At 57.9% G+C, this 17,124-nt stretch carries 9 protein-coding genes; 6 read left to right on the top strand and 3 right to left on the bottom strand.

Going from position 1 to position 17,124, the window contains the following annotated elements:
• Positions 1-3: 3 nt before the first annotated feature.
• Entirely contained in the window at positions 4-1,968 is a 1,965-nt protein-coding gene (locus ACJAXR_RS13070; protein WP_415058710.1) for an alkyl/aryl-sulfatase, read from the bottom strand.
• 295 nt (positions 1,969-2,263) lie between these two features.
• On the opposite strand from ACJAXR_RS13070, the gene ACJAXR_RS13065 reads away from it, so the two are divergent.
• The 6 genes from ACJAXR_RS13065 to recD all read left to right on the top strand — a co-directional run bounded on the left by ACJAXR_RS13065 (position 2,264) and on the right by recD (position 15,401).
• Positions 2,264-3,361, top strand: coding sequence for a carboxynorspermidine decarboxylase (locus ACJAXR_RS13065; RefSeq protein WP_415058709.1), 1,098 nt, complete (start codon positions 2,264-2,266; stop codon positions 3,359-3,361).
• Between the two features lie 46 nt (positions 3,362-3,407).
• Entirely contained in the window at positions 3,408-4,646 is a 1,239-nt protein-coding gene (locus ACJAXR_RS13060; protein WP_415058708.1) for a saccharopine dehydrogenase family protein, read from the top strand.
• A gap of 158 nt (positions 4,647-4,804) precedes the next feature.
• A complete protein-coding gene (locus ACJAXR_RS13055) occupies positions 4,805-6,154 on the top strand; it encodes a glutamine synthetase family protein (RefSeq protein ID WP_415058707.1) in 1,350 nt (449 codons plus the stop codon).
• Between the two features lie 94 nt (positions 6,155-6,248).
• On the top strand, positions 6,249-9,749 hold the full coding sequence (gene recC, locus ACJAXR_RS13050) for an exodeoxyribonuclease V subunit gamma (protein ID WP_415058706.1): 3,501 nt from the start codon (positions 6,249-6,251) through the stop codon (positions 9,747-9,749).
• Positions 9,746-13,363 (top strand): exodeoxyribonuclease V subunit beta, encoded by a 3,618-nt coding sequence (gene recB / locus ACJAXR_RS13045; protein ID WP_415058725.1) that lies wholly within the window; start codon positions 9,746-9,748, stop codon positions 13,361-13,363. The genes recC and recB overlap by 4 nt, the downstream gene beginning before the upstream one ends.
• On the top strand, positions 13,356-15,401 hold the full coding sequence (recD, locus tag ACJAXR_RS13040; protein WP_415058705.1) for an exodeoxyribonuclease V subunit alpha: 2,046 nt from the start codon (positions 13,356-13,358) through the stop codon (positions 15,399-15,401). Before recB ends, recD begins: the two co-directional genes overlap by 8 nt.
• 32 nt (positions 15,402-15,433) lie before the next feature.
• Here recD and ACJAXR_RS13035 read toward each other — a convergent pair whose 3' ends face one another.
• Together ACJAXR_RS13035 and ACJAXR_RS13030 are read right to left on the bottom strand one after the other, a co-directional pair.
• A complete protein-coding gene (locus ACJAXR_RS13035) occupies positions 15,434-16,117 on the bottom strand; it encodes a gamma-glutamyl-gamma-aminobutyrate hydrolase family protein (protein WP_415058704.1) in 684 nt (227 codons plus the stop codon).
• Complete coding sequence (locus ACJAXR_RS13030) at positions 16,096-17,097, bottom strand: amidoligase family protein (protein ID WP_415058703.1); 1,002 nt, start codon at positions 17,095-17,097, stop codon at positions 16,096-16,098. The genes ACJAXR_RS13035 and ACJAXR_RS13030 overlap by 22 nt, the downstream gene beginning before the upstream one ends.
• Between the last annotated feature and the right edge of the window lie 27 nt (positions 17,098-17,124).

Here is a 17,124-nt window from a genome sequence, read left to right as displayed (position 1 = left end):
CGGTTATTGAGCGACTGGCTCGATGATCGGGAAGTTTGCCGGCGGCTCTTCGAGCATCTGCAACAAGCCGAAGAACGCCATGGGGTTGCCGGACACTTTGATATCACCCGCCTTGACTGCATCAGGGAAAGTCAGTTGACGCAGCAGGATACGATCCAAGGTATCGCGGGTCATGCTGACGCTCGCATCGGGACTGTCAGCCAGGCTGCCGGCACGATGGGTCAGGGTGGAGTTCTCTAGATTCAGGCGGTACTGTTCGTCGATATCGGTCAGTGACCAGTTGATCACCAAGTGCTTCCCTTCAGCCTTTTCAGCGTTCAGGCGCACTGCTAGCAGATCGAAGAACATCCCGGCATCCAGCGCTTGTAGTAAATCCGGGGAGAGTGCATTGCCGCGACGCGGTTCAGCCGTACCCTGGCGCAGCTCCTGTGCGCCAGTCAGATAGGCGCCGCGCCACGTGCCCGCTTCAGCCTGGTAGCCCAGTTGCTCCAGCGCGTCAGCGCCCAGTTCTCGTGCTGCCTGATTATCTGGCTCTGCAAACACAGCCTGACTCATGACTGAAGCGACCCAGCGATATTCACCGCTAGAAAAGTCGATGCGAGCCTGCTTCAGCACCTTGTCCATGCCACCCATGTAACTGATGGTTTTCCTCGCGTTCTCCTGCGCCGGCAACGGATCCAAATTGGCTGGATTGGCATCGTACCAGCCCATGTAGCGCTGATAGATGGCACGGGCGTTGTGTTTCAAAGTGCCGTAATAACCTCGAGCGTACCATTGCTGGTCCAGACTTTTTGGCAGTTTGATGTTTTCTGCGATGTCGCCGGGCAGAAAGCCTTTGTTCATCATCCGTACCGACTGGTCGTGGATGAATTTGTAGAGATCACGCTGCACGCCGAGAAAATGCTTTGCCTCCTCGCGCTTCCAGATGGGCCAGTGGTGCTGGGCAACCAGAATGTCTGCTCGATCACCGAAGCGTTCCAATGCCTTGTCGATATAGTGTGACCAGGCGCTGGCGTCGCGAATCGCTGCGCCGCGAATGGTGTAGATGTTGTGCAGCTGTTGGCTGGTTATCTCGGCAGTGTTGAGCACCTTGAATTGCGGGAAATACATCATCATTTCCGATTCAGCTTCTGAGCCGTGGGCCATCAGAAACTCGATATCAATGCCATCGATAGTCACTGTGGCGTCATCCGGCACGGTGTCAGTAGGTGCGATCAGGGTGATCGGGCCACTGGCCAGTGCCTTGCCAAGACCGGTATCCACATGCCCGCGCTCGCCGGGTGGGACTGACGCGCCAAATTGGTAGGTGGCACGGCGAGTCATGGCGTTGCCGGCGATGACGTTTTCGGAAACGGCGTGCTGCATAAAGCCGTAAGGTGCATATACCTTGACCTTGCCCGAGCGCACATCCGCTTCATCGATCACACCTTTAACCCCACCAAAATGATCGGCATGGTTATGCGTATAGAGCACTGCAACCACTGGTTTTTCCGGTCGATTCTGATAATACAGCTCTAGACCCGCTTTGGCGGTGGCTGGCGTCAGCAGTGGATCGATGATGATCAGCCCCGTCTTACCCTCGATAATGGTCATGTTGGACAGATCCATACCGCGGATCTGATACATGCCTTCGGTGACTTCGAACAGGCCATGAATCGCGTTCAACTGCGCCTGACGCCACAGGCTGGGATTGACCGTTGCAGGCGCTGAATCGGCATTCAAAAAAGCGTAGGCCGCCATGTTCCAGGCTATGTTGCCCTCGCTATCGATCACCTTGCCTTCGGGCCACTCGGCGATAAAGCCTCTCTTTGCATCGTCGAACGCCTGAGTGTTGGAAAACGGCAAGACCTCAAGAACTGCTTTGTTGTGCTCAGCCGTCACAGGCTCTGCGGCTTTCGGTTGGGCTGCTGCGCTCCAGCTGCAGCTTGCGGTGAGTACAGTGGTCAATAGCAGCGATGGATAACGCATGGTTTAGACTCCAGTTTTTATTGATCGGCTGACCTTATAAGGATCAGCCTCTATTTGTCTAATGCATATTATGCTCACTTGTAATGCGTATTATGCATGTGCGAGGTCTCGCTTGAGGGGTGTGTCCCGGGAGCCTGCAAATCGTCATATTAGACAGGTATCCTATTAGCTGCATCGGGCCGGCTGGTTTATGTATTTTTCCTCGAAGCCCGGGCTGTTTTTCACTATAATCGCGCGCTTTGCGTACGCTGGGCATCTCCCGGTTTATCGGCAATGAGCGGAGGGTCGTTGTGCCATGATCAAAACGCCGTATTACCTGATCGACAAGAGCAAGTTGCTGCGTAATATGCAGCGCATTGCCTACGTGCGTGAGCACTCCGGCGCCAAGGCGCTGCTGGCGTTGAAATGTTTTGCCACCTGGTCGGTCTTTGATCTGATGCAGCAATACATGGACGGCACAACCTCCTCATCGCTGAACGAGGTCAAACTCGGTCGCCTCAAGTTTGCCGGGGAAACCCACGCATACAGCGTGGCCTATGCCGATGACGAGATCGCAGAGGTATTGGCCAATTCAGACAAGATTATTTTTAATTCGATCAGCCAGTTGCAACGCTTTGCTGCCCCTTCTGCCGATCATGTGCGTGGTTTGCGGCTTAACCCCGGGGTCAGCAGTTCGGAATTTCTGATTGCCGATCCGTCGCGACCCTTCAGTCGTTTGGGTGAGTGGGATGCCGACAAGGTGGCAGGGGTGATCGATCAGGTATCGGGCTTCATGATCCACAACAATTGCGAAAATAGTGATTTCGCCTTGTTTGATCAGATGTTGAGTCAGATCGAGGAGCGCTTCGGCAGCTTGCTGGAGCAGGTTGAGTGGGTCAGTCTGGGCGGCGGGATTCACTTTACCGGCGATGATTACCCTCTTGACGCCTTCTGCGCTCGACTCAGGGCCTTCTCCGAGCGTTTCGGCGTGCAGGTCTACCTTGAACCCGGCGAGGCGGCGATCACCATGAGTACCTCGCTCGAGGTAACCGTGCTGGATACGCTGTTCAATGGCAAGAATCTGGCCGTGGTCGACAGCTCCATCGAGGCGCACATGCTCGATTTGCTGATTTACCGGCAACCCGCCAGGATGGAGCCATGTGGGGGTGCGCATAGCTATATGGTGTGTGGTAAATCCTGCCTGGCCGGCGACATTTTTGGTGAGTTCCAGTTTGAAAAGGAGCTTGAAATTGGTAGCCGGCTGTCATTTATCGATGCCGCCGGTTATACGATGGTCAAGAAGAACTGGTTCAATGGTGTACAAATGCCCTCCATCGCGGTGCGTCAGCTCGATGGCAGTGTCGAAGTGGTGCGCGAGTTCAGCTTCGACGATTTCCTAAACGGCCTCTCCTGAGGCGATTATCCAAGCCTTTTCCAAGGAGGCGTTTCGAGGAAGAGACATGAAGAAAAATGTTCTGATTATTGGTGCTGGTGGTGTTGCTCAAGTGGTTGCGCACAAGTGCGCGCAGCATAACGATGTGCTGGGCAATATTCATATTGCGTCACGTACGGTCGAGAAGTGTCAGCAGTTAGTCGACAGCGTACGGGAGAAAGGCAGCCTGAAGGTTGCCGGTGACTTGCAGGCCCATGCTTTGGATGCTCTCGATGTCGAGGCCACCAAGGCGCTGATAGGCAAGACACGGTCGCAGCTGGTCATCAATGTCGGATCCTCTTTCGTCAACATGTCAGTACTCCAGGCCTGCATCGAGACTGGAGCTGCTTATCTGGATACGGCGATTCACGAAGAGCCGGAAAAGATCTGCGAGACGCCACCCTGGTATGCCAACTACGAGTGGAAACGCCGGGAGCTATGTGTGGCCAGCGGTGTGACTGCGATACTTGGTATTGGCTTTGATCCGGGCGTAGTCAATGCCTATGCGGCGCTCGCGGTCAGTGAATACTTCGACAGCGTCAGCGATATCGATATTATCGATATCAATGCTGGCAGCCATGGCAAATACTTCGCCACCAATTTCGACCCGGAAATCAACTTTCGTGAATTCACCGGCGAAGTCTGGTCCTGGCAGGCTAGCCAGTGGGTCAGTAATCGGATGTTCGAGGTCAAGCGAACGGATGATCTGCCGGTAGTCGGCCAGCACACCAGCTATATGACCGGTCACGATGAGCTGCATTCGCTGTCGCAGAATCTGAACGTGCCGAACATTCGGTTCTGGATGGGTTTTGGTGAACATTACATCAACGTGTTTACGGTGCTGAACAATCTGGGTTTGCTGTCCGAACAACCGGTGACGACCGCAGAAGGGTTGGAAGTAGTACCGTTGAAAGTGGTCAAGGCCGTGTTGCCGGACCCTTCTTCATTAGCTCCGGACTATCAGGGTAAGACCTGTATTGGCGATCTGGTCAAAGGCAAAAAAGACGGCAAGGACAAAGAGGTGTTCATCTACAATGTCGCCGACCATGCCGAAGCTTACAACGAGGTGGGTAGTCAGGGCATTTCCTATACGGCGGGCGTTCCTGTCGTCGCTGCAGCCATTCTGATCGCAAACGGAGCCTGGGACGTACAGAAGATGGTCAACGTCGAAGAGTTACCGCCCAAGCCGTTCATCAATTTATTGAACGCCATGGGCCTGCCCAGTCGGATTCGTGACGACCAGGGTGATCGCTCCTTGAGCTTCTGATCAATATTGAGTGGAAGAAGCCGGCCTGAGTGTTCAGGCCGGTTTTTTTATGCCCGCCTGAAAAGCCTATTGCGGCCGATACGGCGGTGACGTCGCTTCACTGCGCCCTGTATCATTCGTGCAGACCATCCCGGTCAGTGCTAAAAAAGGGCCCTCTCATGTCTTCTCCATTATCTGCGGTTCCGCTGTCGATGCGCTTGGCGGGTGTGCCCGAAATCGAATGCGTTACCCCCGATCTCAATGGCATTCCGCGGGGCAAGGTGATGACGGTAGACGGCTTGTTGGGCGGTCGGCGTTTGCAGATGGCTCGCGGCGTGTTGTTGCAGGCCCTGATGGGCGGCTATCCGGAGCCCGCTTTTTTCGGCGATGACGATGGAGATCTGGAGCTGCGTGCGGTACCCGAGCAGGTGCATGTGCTGCCGTGGGCAGATACGCCCAGAGCCTTGGCAGTATGTGATGCGGTGGAGCTTGACGGCACGCTGTCAGGACTGTCGAGTCGAACTTTGCTCAAGCGAGTGATCGACCAGTATACCGAGCGTAACTGGCAACCCATCGTTGCCACCGAGCTGGAATTCTTTGTGTTTGAACGTCACCTTGATGTCAATCAGCCGTTCCAGCCACCGGTCGGCATTGATGGCCGCCGCGACCCGGGTAATGCAGCGTTCAGTGTCAGTTCGAGCAACGGTCTACGGCCGTTTTTTGATGAGATCAAAGTCGGCATGGCGGCGCTGGGTATCGCCCGGGATACCTTCATGCATGAGATGGGCGTGAGCCAGTTCGAGATCAACTTCGTGCATGGTGATCCACTGCTGATCGCCGACCAGACATTCCTGTTCAAGCATATGCTGCATGAAGTAGCGCTCAAACATGGTCTGATTGCCGTCTGTATGGCCAAGCCTCTGGCGCGGGTGCCTGGGTGCTCGATGCATATCCATCAAAGTGTGATCGAAAAGACCCACGGCAGAAATATTTTCACCGACCCGCGTAACAACGAGCCTACCTTCAGTTTCCAACATTTCATTGGTGGTCTGCAGCTGTGTCTGGTTGACCTGACCCTGCTGATGGCGCCAAACATAAATTCCTATCAGCGCTTTTGTCATGTTTTTGCATCGCCTAACAACCTATGTTGGGCGGAGGATAATCGCAGCGCCGGTTTGCGTATCCCGGCCAGCACGCCTGATGCCCGGCGCGTCGAGAATCGTTTGCCTGGCGCGGATGCCAATCCCTATCTGGCCATTGCCGCGAGTCTTGCTGCCGGCTTTTATGGCATCGACAATGAAATAGAGCCGAGTGCACCTGTCGCCGGACAGTTTGCTGCGCCGGATCACCTCAAACTGCCGGGCTCGCTTCACGAGGCGATCAATCGATTGAGCCGCAGTTCGCTGGCCCGGGAGCTTTTCGACGATGAGTTTATTGATGGTTATCTAGCGACAAAAACCCTGGAACTTGAACATTTTCTCGATGAAATCACCCCCTGGGAACGTCGATATCTGGGCGCTCAGGTCTAATTGCATCGCGACCTGATCTGTCGCAGCGACCCCTGATACTATGGCCAGAGATCAGCACCGGATTTGTGCTTGACCGGTTAATACAGGAGTAGCAATGCAGGACGCCGCCAGTCTTACCCCCGGATTCATGATTCTTCACGGTAACCGACTGGAGAGCCTGCGCCAGTTAGTGGTCGACTGGATGCGAGAGCATCCGCTGGCGCCGCTGGAGAACGAAGTGGTGCTGGTCCAGAGCAATGGCATCGGTCAATGGCTGGAGATGGCTTTGGCTGAAGATCCAGAGAAGGGCGGCTGTGGCATCGCGGCAGCGCTGGATGTGCAATTGCCTGCTCAGTTTCTCTGGCAGCTTTATCGGGCTGTGTTGGACTCAGACAGCGTTCCCGGCACCTCTCCACTGGACAAGCAACCGCTGACCTGGCGTCTCTTGCGCCTGTTGCCTGGGTTGCTGGAAGATCCGGCGTTTGCGCCCCTGCAGCGCTTTCTTGCGGACGATGATGACTGCCGCAAGCGCTATCAACTGGCCGAGCGTCTGGCCGACCTGTTCGATCAGTACCAGGTGTATCGGGCAGACTGGCTTAACGACTGGGCAGCCGATCACGACCGAGTGAGCCTGGCACGCAGTGGCGGGCGGCAGCTGGAAGATCATGAACGCTGGCAACCAGCGCTATGGCGCGCGGTGCTGGCCGATGTGGGCAGCGAGCATGTGAGCCATAGCCGCGCCGGCGTTCACCCGCGCGCACTGGACAGCCTGTTGAGCGCCACGCAGCGACCTACAGGCCTGCCGCGTCGGGTCATTGTCTTTGGTATTTCATCGTTACCGGCGCAAACACTGGAGGCGCTGGCCGCACTGGGACGCTTCAGCCAAGTACTCTTGGCCGTGCTCAACCCCTGTCAGTTCTATTGGGGCGATATCGTCGCTGATCGCGAACTGCTCAGACACCAGTATCGACGCCAGTCCATTAAACCCGGCAGCCCGCTGCAACTGGATGAAAGCACCCTGCATCAGCACGCCCATCCTTTGCTGGCGGCCTGGGGCAAGCAAGGGCGCGACTATATCAACCTCTTAGATGTGCACGATGAGCGGACCAGCTATGAAGCCCGATTTGCTGCGATCAACGGCGGTCGCGTTGACCTGTTTGAGGACAATACCGGGAAAACTCTGCTGCAGCAGTTGCAGCAGGACATCCTGGAGCTGCGGTCATTGGCAGAAACCCACAGTCACTGGCCGCCGCTGACCATTCGAGCGCCCGAGTCCGGTTTGCCTGCCCCATTGCCCGACGATGTGTCGATACGCTTTCACATTGCCCACAGTCCTCAGCGGGAAGTGGAAATCCTGCATGATCAATTGCTCGACGCCTTTGGCCGAGATCATTCACTGCGCCCACGCGATATCATTGTCATGGTGCCGGATGTGGATACCTATGCACCGCACATACAGGCTGTTTTTGGTCAGTATGCAACCGACGATCGACGCTATATTCCGTTTACCCTGGCTGACCAGAATCAGCGCGGACGCGAACCGCTGTTGATCGCCCTGGAGCACCTGCTGCAATTGCCCCACGATCGGCTGCCGGTCAGCGAAGTGCTGGATTTGCTCGATGTGCCTGCCCTGCGCAGTCGCTTTGGACTGACCGAGGCAGACCTGCCGACGCTGCAACGATGGATCGAAGGTGCCGGAATTCGCTGGGGTCTGGATCAAGAGCGTCTCAGTGCCCGCGGCTTACCCGGCGGACTGGATAACAACAGCTGGCGCTTCGGTCTGCGCCGCATGCTACTTGGTTATGCCAGTGGTAATACTGCTGCCTGGGGCACGATTGAACCCTATGACGAAATCGGCGGTTTGGATGCCGCACTGATTGGTCCTTTGGATCAGTTGCTGCAAGCCTTTGACCGGCACGAACAGGCGCTGGGCGAACCTGCTGTGCCCACAGTCTGGGGAGAGCGATTGCGAGCGCTTTTGGCGGAGTTCTTTCTGGCTGCGACTGAAACCGATCAGGTACTCCTCGGGCAGCTGCGTGAAAGCCTCGATCAATGGCTGGAACTGTGTCATGACGTTCAGCTCGATGAAGCGCTGCCGCTGAATGTAGTGGCTGAAGCCTGGCTAAGCAGCGTTGGTGAGAGCCAGTTGAGTCAGCGCTTTTTAGCGGGTGCAGTGAATGTATGCACCTTGATGCCCATGCGCGCGATTCCATTCCGGCTGGTCTGTCTGCTGGGCATGAATGACGGCGACTATCCCCGCGCTCAAGCGCCGCTGGATTTCGATCTGATGGCCACTGACTACCGGCCCGGCGATCGGTCCCGCCGTGAAGATGATCGTTATCTTTTGCTTGAGGCGCTGCTCTCGGCGCGCGACAGCCTGTATGTCAGTTGGGTTGGACGCAGTATTCGCGATAATAGCGAACGTCCGCCCTCGGTCTTGATTGGTCAACTACGCGATCATCTGGGGGCCGGCTGGCAGTGCGCTGATTCTAGCGTGGATCTGCTGCATGTGTTGACCACCAAACACCCACTGCAGCCCTTTAGTCACCAGTATTTTGATGGCAGTCACGCAGCCCTGTTCAGCTATGCCGGTGACTGGAGAGTCCTGCATGACAGCCCCCTGCAACCAATCAGAGACAGCGCTCTGCCCCCTGTGGTTATCACCGAGCCCATTGATCTGAGCGCGTTGCAACGATTTCTGCGTAACCCGGTAGAGCACTTCTTCGCCCGACGCCTCAAGGTCTGGTTTCGGGATGCTGAACTGCACAGCGAGGATGACGAGTCCTTTGCCCTGGATGGTTTGCAGCGCTTTCAGCTCCGCCAATGGCTGCTTGAACGCACACTGGCCAGCGGCCCAGAAGCCGATTGGGATGCCGTGCTGGAGCGAGAGTCGTTGCGTCTTGATCGCCGCGGCAGTCTGCCCCTGGCTGGCTTTGGCGAAATCAGTCGGCAGGCACTGATCGAGCCACTGGCCGAACAGCTGGCGCGTTACCGCCAGTGTACCGAGACCTGGAATCGTCCGGTCGCCGAACCACTGGCACTGGTTGTCAACGCTCCCGGGATCGCCTTGCATGACTGGCTCAGCGGCCTGCGGACGTCCAGCGCTGTGGAGGGTCTGATGTTGTTACAGCTGGAGACTGGACGGCTGCAGGGCGGTAACGGCAAGCAGAAGACCCTGCGCTGGAAGCGCGTGCTGCCAGCCTTGTGCCGGCATTTGCTGGCCTGTGCCAGCGGCCACGCCGTACAGGGCTGCCTGATTGCCGAGGACGCTAATCTACTACTGCAGCCAGTACCCGCCGAGCAGGCGCAGCAAATACTGCATGGCTGGCTGGAAGCCTGGCTGGAAGGCTTGCAACAGCCCTTGCCAGTGGTGCTGGAAACCGGCATGACCTGGCTGTTAAGCGAGGACCTGGCCCAGACCCGGCTGCAATTTGAAGGCAATGATTTCAAGATAGGCGCTTTGGCCGGCAGTGTCGCCCTGCAACGCAGCTATCCGGATTTTGCCAGCTTGCACGCGGCCGGCTTCGAGGCGTGGGCTAGTGTGTTGTATCAGCCGCTGACGCAGATGCTGGAAAACGCATGGCTGACAGTCCAGCCAGTGGAGGCTCAAGCATGAATCCTACCCAGACGCCCTTGGCTCTGCGCTGCCCGCTGCGCGGTAGCCGGCTGATCGAAGCCAGTGCCGGCACCGGTAAGACCTTCACTATCTCCGCGCTTTATCTTCGTTTGGTCCTGGGGCAGGGCGGCGAGGCAGACTTCCCTCGGGCTCTGCTGCCCCCGGAAATTCTTGTTGTGACCTTTACCGAGGCCGCGACGCAGGAATTGCGCGATCGCATTCGTGCTCGTCTGGTGGACGCGGCCCGCGCTTTCCGCCACGACCTGGCGGCGCCGGACCCGATCATTGCCCAGCTGTGCCAGCAGACGCCGAGCGAACAATGGCCAGGCTGTGCCCGCAAGCTTGAAATCGCCGCACAGTGGATGGATCAGGCGGCCGTTTCGACGATTCACAGCTGGTGTCAGCGCATGCTGCGCGAACATGCTTTCGACAGCGGGAGCTTGTTTGAGCAGACCTTGGAAACCGACCAGCGAGAATTACGCGCAGAAGTTACGCGCGACTATTGGCGTGAACAATGTTACCCGCTGCACGGTGATGCGCTCGACTGGGTAGCGCAGCACTGGCAAAGCCCGGAGCGGTTGCTGGGTGCGCTGCATGCGCTGCTTGCAGACCAGCTCCCGCCAGCCAGCGGTCAATTGCAGGACCTCATTGTTGACAGTCTGAACCAGCGCGCGCAGGCATTGGTCCACCTGAAAGCACCTTGGCTGCAGTGGGCGGATGAACTGGAGAGGCTGATCGAGCAGGGCGTGGAGCACAAGCAGGTGAATGGCCGTATTTTGCAGCGGCGCTATTTTGCGCCCTGGTTTGAGGCCCTGCGCGTCTGGGCCGAGGACCCTGAGCAGCAAGCCCCTGCGCTGACAGACTCAGCCTGGATGCGTCTGAGTGAAGATGGGTTGGCTGAGGCCTGGAAGAGTGGTGAGCCACCCAGGCATCCAGCCGCGCAAAATCTGCCCCTATTGCGGCAGGCGCTAGCCGAACTGGCCGCGCCGGACCAGCCGGCTCTGAAACACGCCGCCGCCTGGATAGCCGAACGGTTTGAACAGGAACAGCGTCGTCTGGCCCAAATGGGTTTTGATGACATGCTCAAGCGCTTGGATGCGGCCTTGCAAGGTCCCAGCGGCAAGCGTCTGGCCGAAGTGATCCGCACGCAATTTCCGGTCGCGATGATCGATGAATTTCAGGATACCGACCCACTGCAATACCGCATTTTCGATTCAATATACCGCGTCGCGAATAATGACCAGGACACCGCTTTGCTGCTGATTGGCGACCCCAAGCAAGCGATCTACAGTTTCCGCGGCGCAGATATTCACACCTACCTGCAGGCACGCAGGGACACGGCCGGGCGGCATGAGAATTTGGATACCAATTATCGCTCCAGCCAATCGATGGTCGATGCGGTGAACCGGGTATTCGAGCTGGCAGAGACCCGCCACGCTCAGGGTGCCTTTCGTTTTGCCCGGGGTGTGGATAACCCCTTGCCCTTTCTATCGGTTGCAGCCCAGGGTCGCAAGGAGGTCTGGCAGTGGCAGGGCGTTCCCGCGCCAGCCATGAGTATCTGGCATCTGGCCAGTGATGAGCCTTTGAGCGGCGATGCTTACCGCGAGCAAATGGCCGACCACTGCGCAACGGCCATGGTAACCCTGCTTAACGCTGGCCAGCAGGATGAGGCTGGCTTTGCGCACGCCGATGGCTCCTTTGTGGCAGTCAAACCGGCGGATATGGCGGTGCTGGTGCGTACCGGTCGCGAAGCTCAATGTATTCGCCGCGCATTGGCTCAGCGTGGCGTCCGCAGCGTGTATCTGTCAGACAAGGATTCGGTATTTGCCAGTCTGGAGGCGCAGGACCTATTGCGCTGGCTACGTGCCTGCGCCGATCCGGGTAACGACGGATTGTTGCGGGCCGCACTGGCCAGTGCGAGCCTAGGCCTGAGCTGGGCCGAGCTGGAACGCCTTAACGAGGATGAACGTTACTGGGAGCAACGGGTTGATCAGTTCCACGGGTTTCGTCGTTTGTGGCTGCGCCAGGGTGTACTACCCATGTTGCAGCAGCTGTTACATGCCTTTCTGCTGCCGACACGACTACTGCAACAAAGCGATGGCGAGCGCCGCTTGACCAACCTGCTGCATCTGGCTGAACTGATGCAGCGAGCGGCCCGTGAGCTGGACGGTGAGCAGGCGTTAATTCGTCATCTGAGCGAATTGCTACTTAACCTGGGCGACAGCAGTTCCGAGGAACAGGTGCTGCGGCTGGAGAGTGACGCGGAACTGGTCAGGGTAGTGACTATCCATAAATCCAAGGGTTTGGAATATCCCCTGGTGTTTTTGCCCTTTATCGCCCATAGCCGACCGGCTGATGGCAAGAAGCCGCTGTGGCTGCATGACGGTGGTGTGCGACAACTGAATCTGGCGCCGGATGAGCAGGCGGTGGCGCAGGCCGATGCCGAGCGTTTGGGTGAAGATCTGCGCCTGCTCTACGTGGCCCTGACCCGTGCCCGCCATGCATGCTGGCTGGGTCTGGCCGACCTGAAAAGTGGTCGAAGTAAATCCTCGGTGCTGCACCACAGTGCAGTGGCCTGGCTGTTGGCCGGCGCTGAGCCACTGCAAAGCTCTGTGCAACTGGGCGAGTGGTTGCACGCCTGGGAACAGGCAGAAACCCTGGCAGTGATTGCTGCGCCAGTGGTCACCGAGACGGGCTATCAGCCGCCTGTCGTTGCCGCGCTGACCCTGCGCGAAAGACACCCAAGTCATCCGGAATTCGCCCGCTGGTGGGTAGGATCTTACAGTGCACTTATCGGCGGACATGACACCGATTATTTCGCTGACGACAAGGAAGACCTATTCACGCCCCTGCGGACAGGCGAAACGCCGAACATGCACCGTTTTCCCCGGGGACCGCAGCCAGGTACCTTCCTGCACGGCTTGCTTGAGTTGGCGGCGGATGAAGGGTTCGCGCAATTGACCGATGCAGACTATTGCGCAGAGCGGGTGTATCCCCGTTGTCAGCGTCGCAACTGGGGCGATTGGGGAGGCTATCTGACTGAGTGGATGGGGAGCCTGTTGACATTCAAGGGGCTGGTGCCGGGCAGTGATCTGAGTCTGGCAGCGCTGCAGCCAGCGCACTACCAAAGCGAAATGCAGTTTCTTTTTACTGCCCATGACGTCAAGGCGTCGACCATCGATCAGCTGGTCTGCGCGTACACGTTGGATGCTGTCGATCGACCTGCTCTGGGTAATGATCGATTGAATGGCTTGTTCAAAGGCTATATCGATCTGGTATTCGAGTATCAGGGGCGCTATTGGGTGCTTGACTACAAATCCAACTGGCTGGGCAAGGATGCCAGCGCTTACAGCGAGGCCGCGATGAGCCGGGCCATACTCGAACACCGTTACGACCTGCAGTACGTCTTCTACGTGCTGGCGCTCCATCGGCAACTGCGCGCACGCTTGCCTGACTATGACTATGACCAGCACATGGGCGGCGCCGCCTATTGGTTTATGCGCGGGGTCCAAGCCGATAGTGGTGGGCTCTGGCACACTCGTCCGCCGCGTGAACTGATTGAAAGTCTTGATCGTCTGTTTGCCGGCCAGGCACAGGAGGCTGCGCATGTCTGAACAACTTGATCTGTTGGGCGTTGCGTCCGCGTCGAGCACACAACTGGAGAGTAGCCATTGCTTGCTGGCCTTGCTGGATGACTGGCAAAACCACAACTGGTTGCGGCCGCTGGATCGGGCGCTGGCTGGGTTTCTGCTTGAACAGGTACCAGATTGCGCTGCGCCTGTCTTGCTCGCTGCGGCGCTGGTCAGTCATCAGCTGGGCCATGGTCACGTCTGTCTGGATTTGGCTGCGACCCTGTACGAGCCGGATTTTGCGCTCTCCTTACCGCCGGACAATGCAGAGACGAGTGACGTATTACTGCCCTCGCAATTGTTGCGCGGTTATACGCTGGAGCAATGGTGCTCAGCGCTTAGGCTCAGTGCGGTGGTGGATAGCGAGGCGCCCGAGCGAGGCACGCGGCCGCTGGTGCTCGCCGGTGAGCGGTTGTATTTGCGGCGCTACTGGCAGTATGAGCAGCAGGTCGTCGCAAATGTGCATGCCCGTTTGCAGGCGCCGCTGGCGCTGATGGACGCTCTCCCGCAGCGCTTGCAGGCACTGTTCGCCGACAGCACGCAAAACCCGGACTGGCAGCTGTTAGCCTGTGCGCTGGCTGCCCGTGGCCGCTTTAGTATCATCACCGGCGGTCCGGGTACCGGTAAAACGACCACGGTGGTGCGTTTGCTGGCGTTGCTGCAGGCTCCCGCAGTCGCTGCTGGGCAGCCACTGCGGATTCGTCTGGCCGCACCAACGGGCAAGGCGGCGGCGCGGTTGACTGAATCCATTGGTCGGCAAGTTGGAAGCCTGCCAGTGGACGCTGTTGTCAAGGCCGCTATTCCCAGCGAAGTAGGTACCCTGCATCGGCTGCTCGGTAGCTTGCCGCACAGTCGGCATTTTCGTCACCACGTGGATAACCCGCTGGCGCTGGATGTCTTGGTGATTGACGAAGCCTCGATGATCGATCTGGAAATGATGGCCTGTGTGCTGGCTGCTCTGCCACCCTCGGCACGGTTGATTCTGCTCGGCGACAAGGATCAGCTCGCCTCGGTAGAAGCTGGAGCGGTGCTTGGCGATCTGTGTCGGCGGGCCGATCAGGGCCACTACAGCGTGCAAACGCGCCAGTGGTTGGAGCAGGTCAGCGGCCAGTCGCTGGCTGAGGCCGACTTGCAACCCGGCGACGAGACAACCCATGCGCTGGAGCAGCAGACAGCCATGTTGCGTTACTCACACCGCTTTCGCGGTAACAGTGGCATTGGCGAGCTGGCGCGGGCGGTGAATCGCTGCGCTGACGGGGATGCCCGACGCTTGCTGCAGGCCGGCACCTTTGCCGATATACACCAGCGCAGTCTGAGCAAACCCGGGGATCCCGCCTTTGCTACCTGTGTGCTGGGTACTGCCCAATTACCGGGTTATCAGGGTTATCTGCAGGTACTCAAGGAGCAGCGGCCCGATGCTGGCACCCCAGCCAATAGCGATGCCTGGCAGGCATGGGCGCGGCAGGTGCTGGCGATTTTTGATCAGTTTCAGTTGCTGTGTGCTGTGCGCAGGGGCGACTGGGGTGTAGAAGCAATCAATCAGCAAGTAGCCGGTTTGCTGCGCGCCCGTAGGCTACTGGCCCACGATCAGGGCTGGTATGAAGGGCGTCCGGTGTTGGTAACGCGCAATGATTATGCGCTGGGACTGATGAACGGAGATATCGGTATTGCCCTGCGCGTAGCTGAACCGGCTTTGCTGCCGGGCACACCTGAGCGTGAAACCCTGCGGGTGGCCTTCCCGCGGAATGATGGCAGCGGCGGTATCCGTTTTGTGCTGCCCAGCCGCCTGCCCGAGGTGGAAACCGTATTTGCCATGACGGTGCACAAATCCCAAGGCTCGGAATTCACCCATGCAGCCTTGGTGCTGCCACCGACACGTAACCCCGTATTGACCAAGGAACTGGTCTATACCGCGATCACCCGGGCCAGCACGCATTTTACTCTGCTGGAAAGCCGTGACGGCGTGTTCGAAGAGGCAGTACGTACCCCCGTACGGCGTATCAGCGGGCTGGCGCTGTATTAAGTCAGTTCGAGTAGGTTGTGGCTGCAGCCAGATTAGTGTCTGGCTGCCTCAATCAATGCGCCGAACAAGCGCCGCTGCCGGCCGTTGAAAAGCAGGAACTCCGGATGCCACTGCACGCCTATTAAAAAAGCATGACCGGGAGCCTCTATCGCTTGAACAATGCCGTCCAGATCAAGACCGCTGACTTGCAGATCGGTACCGACGTGATCTATAGCCTGATTGTGCAGGCTGTTGATCTTGCACCTGTCGGTCCGCAGTAGTTTGCTTAGAAAGCTATTTGACTCGGGCAATAGCGTCTTCAACGGCAGTATTGTGCGGCGGTTTGAAGTCAGCTTGCGATGTGATTTCAGATCCTGGAACAGATTGCCGCCACGTCGAGCGTTCAATAATTGAGCGCCACGACAGATGCCCAGCAGCGGGAGTCCTCGTACTAGGGCGTCATCGATTACCGCGGATTCCAGCGTGTCCCGCTCCGGATCATACTTGGGATGCACTTCCGGCTCTGCCGCATACAGCACTGGATCTATATCGTGCCCGCCGGTGACAACCACAGCGTCATACTGCAGCGTTTGTATGTCGTCGCCGGGGCGAATGTGCAGTGGTTTAGCGCCGTACCAGCGAACAGCACAAGACACCATGAAGCGGGGCCCAAAGGCGCCTTTGCGGGGCCCGGTGATGGCAACAACCGTTTTGCTCATGTTGCCCCACTCAGCCATTTCTGTTGCACCTCGTCTTCCCAGTTGTGCAGCAATCGCCCGACGCTTTTATCCAGGTACACGGCGTAGGCGCGGCAGCACTTTTCTAATCGTTGCGGGTCGGCCGCCAGGCGTTCAACCTCAACCCAATCGTTCCATGCGATGTGAACACCCCAGCCTGGCTGATCGATCAAACAGTCGGGCAGCCGGTAGTGAAAGGTGGGGCGAGACTTTATAAGCTCGTCGCTTACCTTAGCCAGCACGCGCTGTTCGTCGATATGCTTGAACAGCGGCAGCATATCCAGTGCCCGATTGCGTGTCGGATTGGCTTCCAGGTAGTCGTCAATCAATCCGGCCATATCGGGCCAGTAGTCGGTCTGAACCAATTTTTTTACATAAGGACCCGGGAACGGATCGACATAGCTGGTCAGGCGCCGGGTCATGTTGATGTCGGCGCGGACACTGAGCCAATCGAACAGGCACAGGAAAGCTTTCAAATAGGCCGAAATGATATTGGCTTTGCAAGCTGGCACCTCCGGATTGAACTGCATGCCGAAGGCGTTGGTCGCCCGGTCGCCCGTTCCCTTGGCGCCGGCCTCACGCAGGTAAGCTATGAGCTCGTCGACTTCTCCGAGGCGATTCAGTGGCAGGGGTGGGCTGACCAGCTCATGGGGTACCAGGCCATTGGCGAACCATTTGATCACGTCTTCGGCCGAGCCTCTGATTTCATCGCCCAGATCGCTGGCAATGCGTTCTTCGCGGCCCATTTTTTTCAGCAGAGCAAAATCGAGCTCGACGATCCATTCCCCTGCGGGATCTCCACGCAAGGAGCGCTCATAGCGGCTTGTTGTCTCAACCGTGCAGCCGAGAAACTCAGCAGCCAGACGGGCGATTTCATCCAGTTCGAGACCGTTCATTTCGAGCTCCACGCCCACCCTGCGCAACTGGCCCTCTGCGGTTTTTTGCCAGGGCGGTAGTGTAAAAGCATCAATTTTGGTCATGCCTATCTCCGTCGAGATTATCAGCGC

Origin of the sequence: Halopseudomonas sp. (assembly GCF_047631575.1) — a bacterium.
In the GTDB taxonomy this organism is placed as follows: Bacteria; Pseudomonadota; Gammaproteobacteria; order Pseudomonadales; family Pseudomonadaceae; genus Halopseudomonas.
Note: the sequence above shows the minus strand (reverse complement) of the source record. Positions and strands in the feature narration are given on the sequence as shown.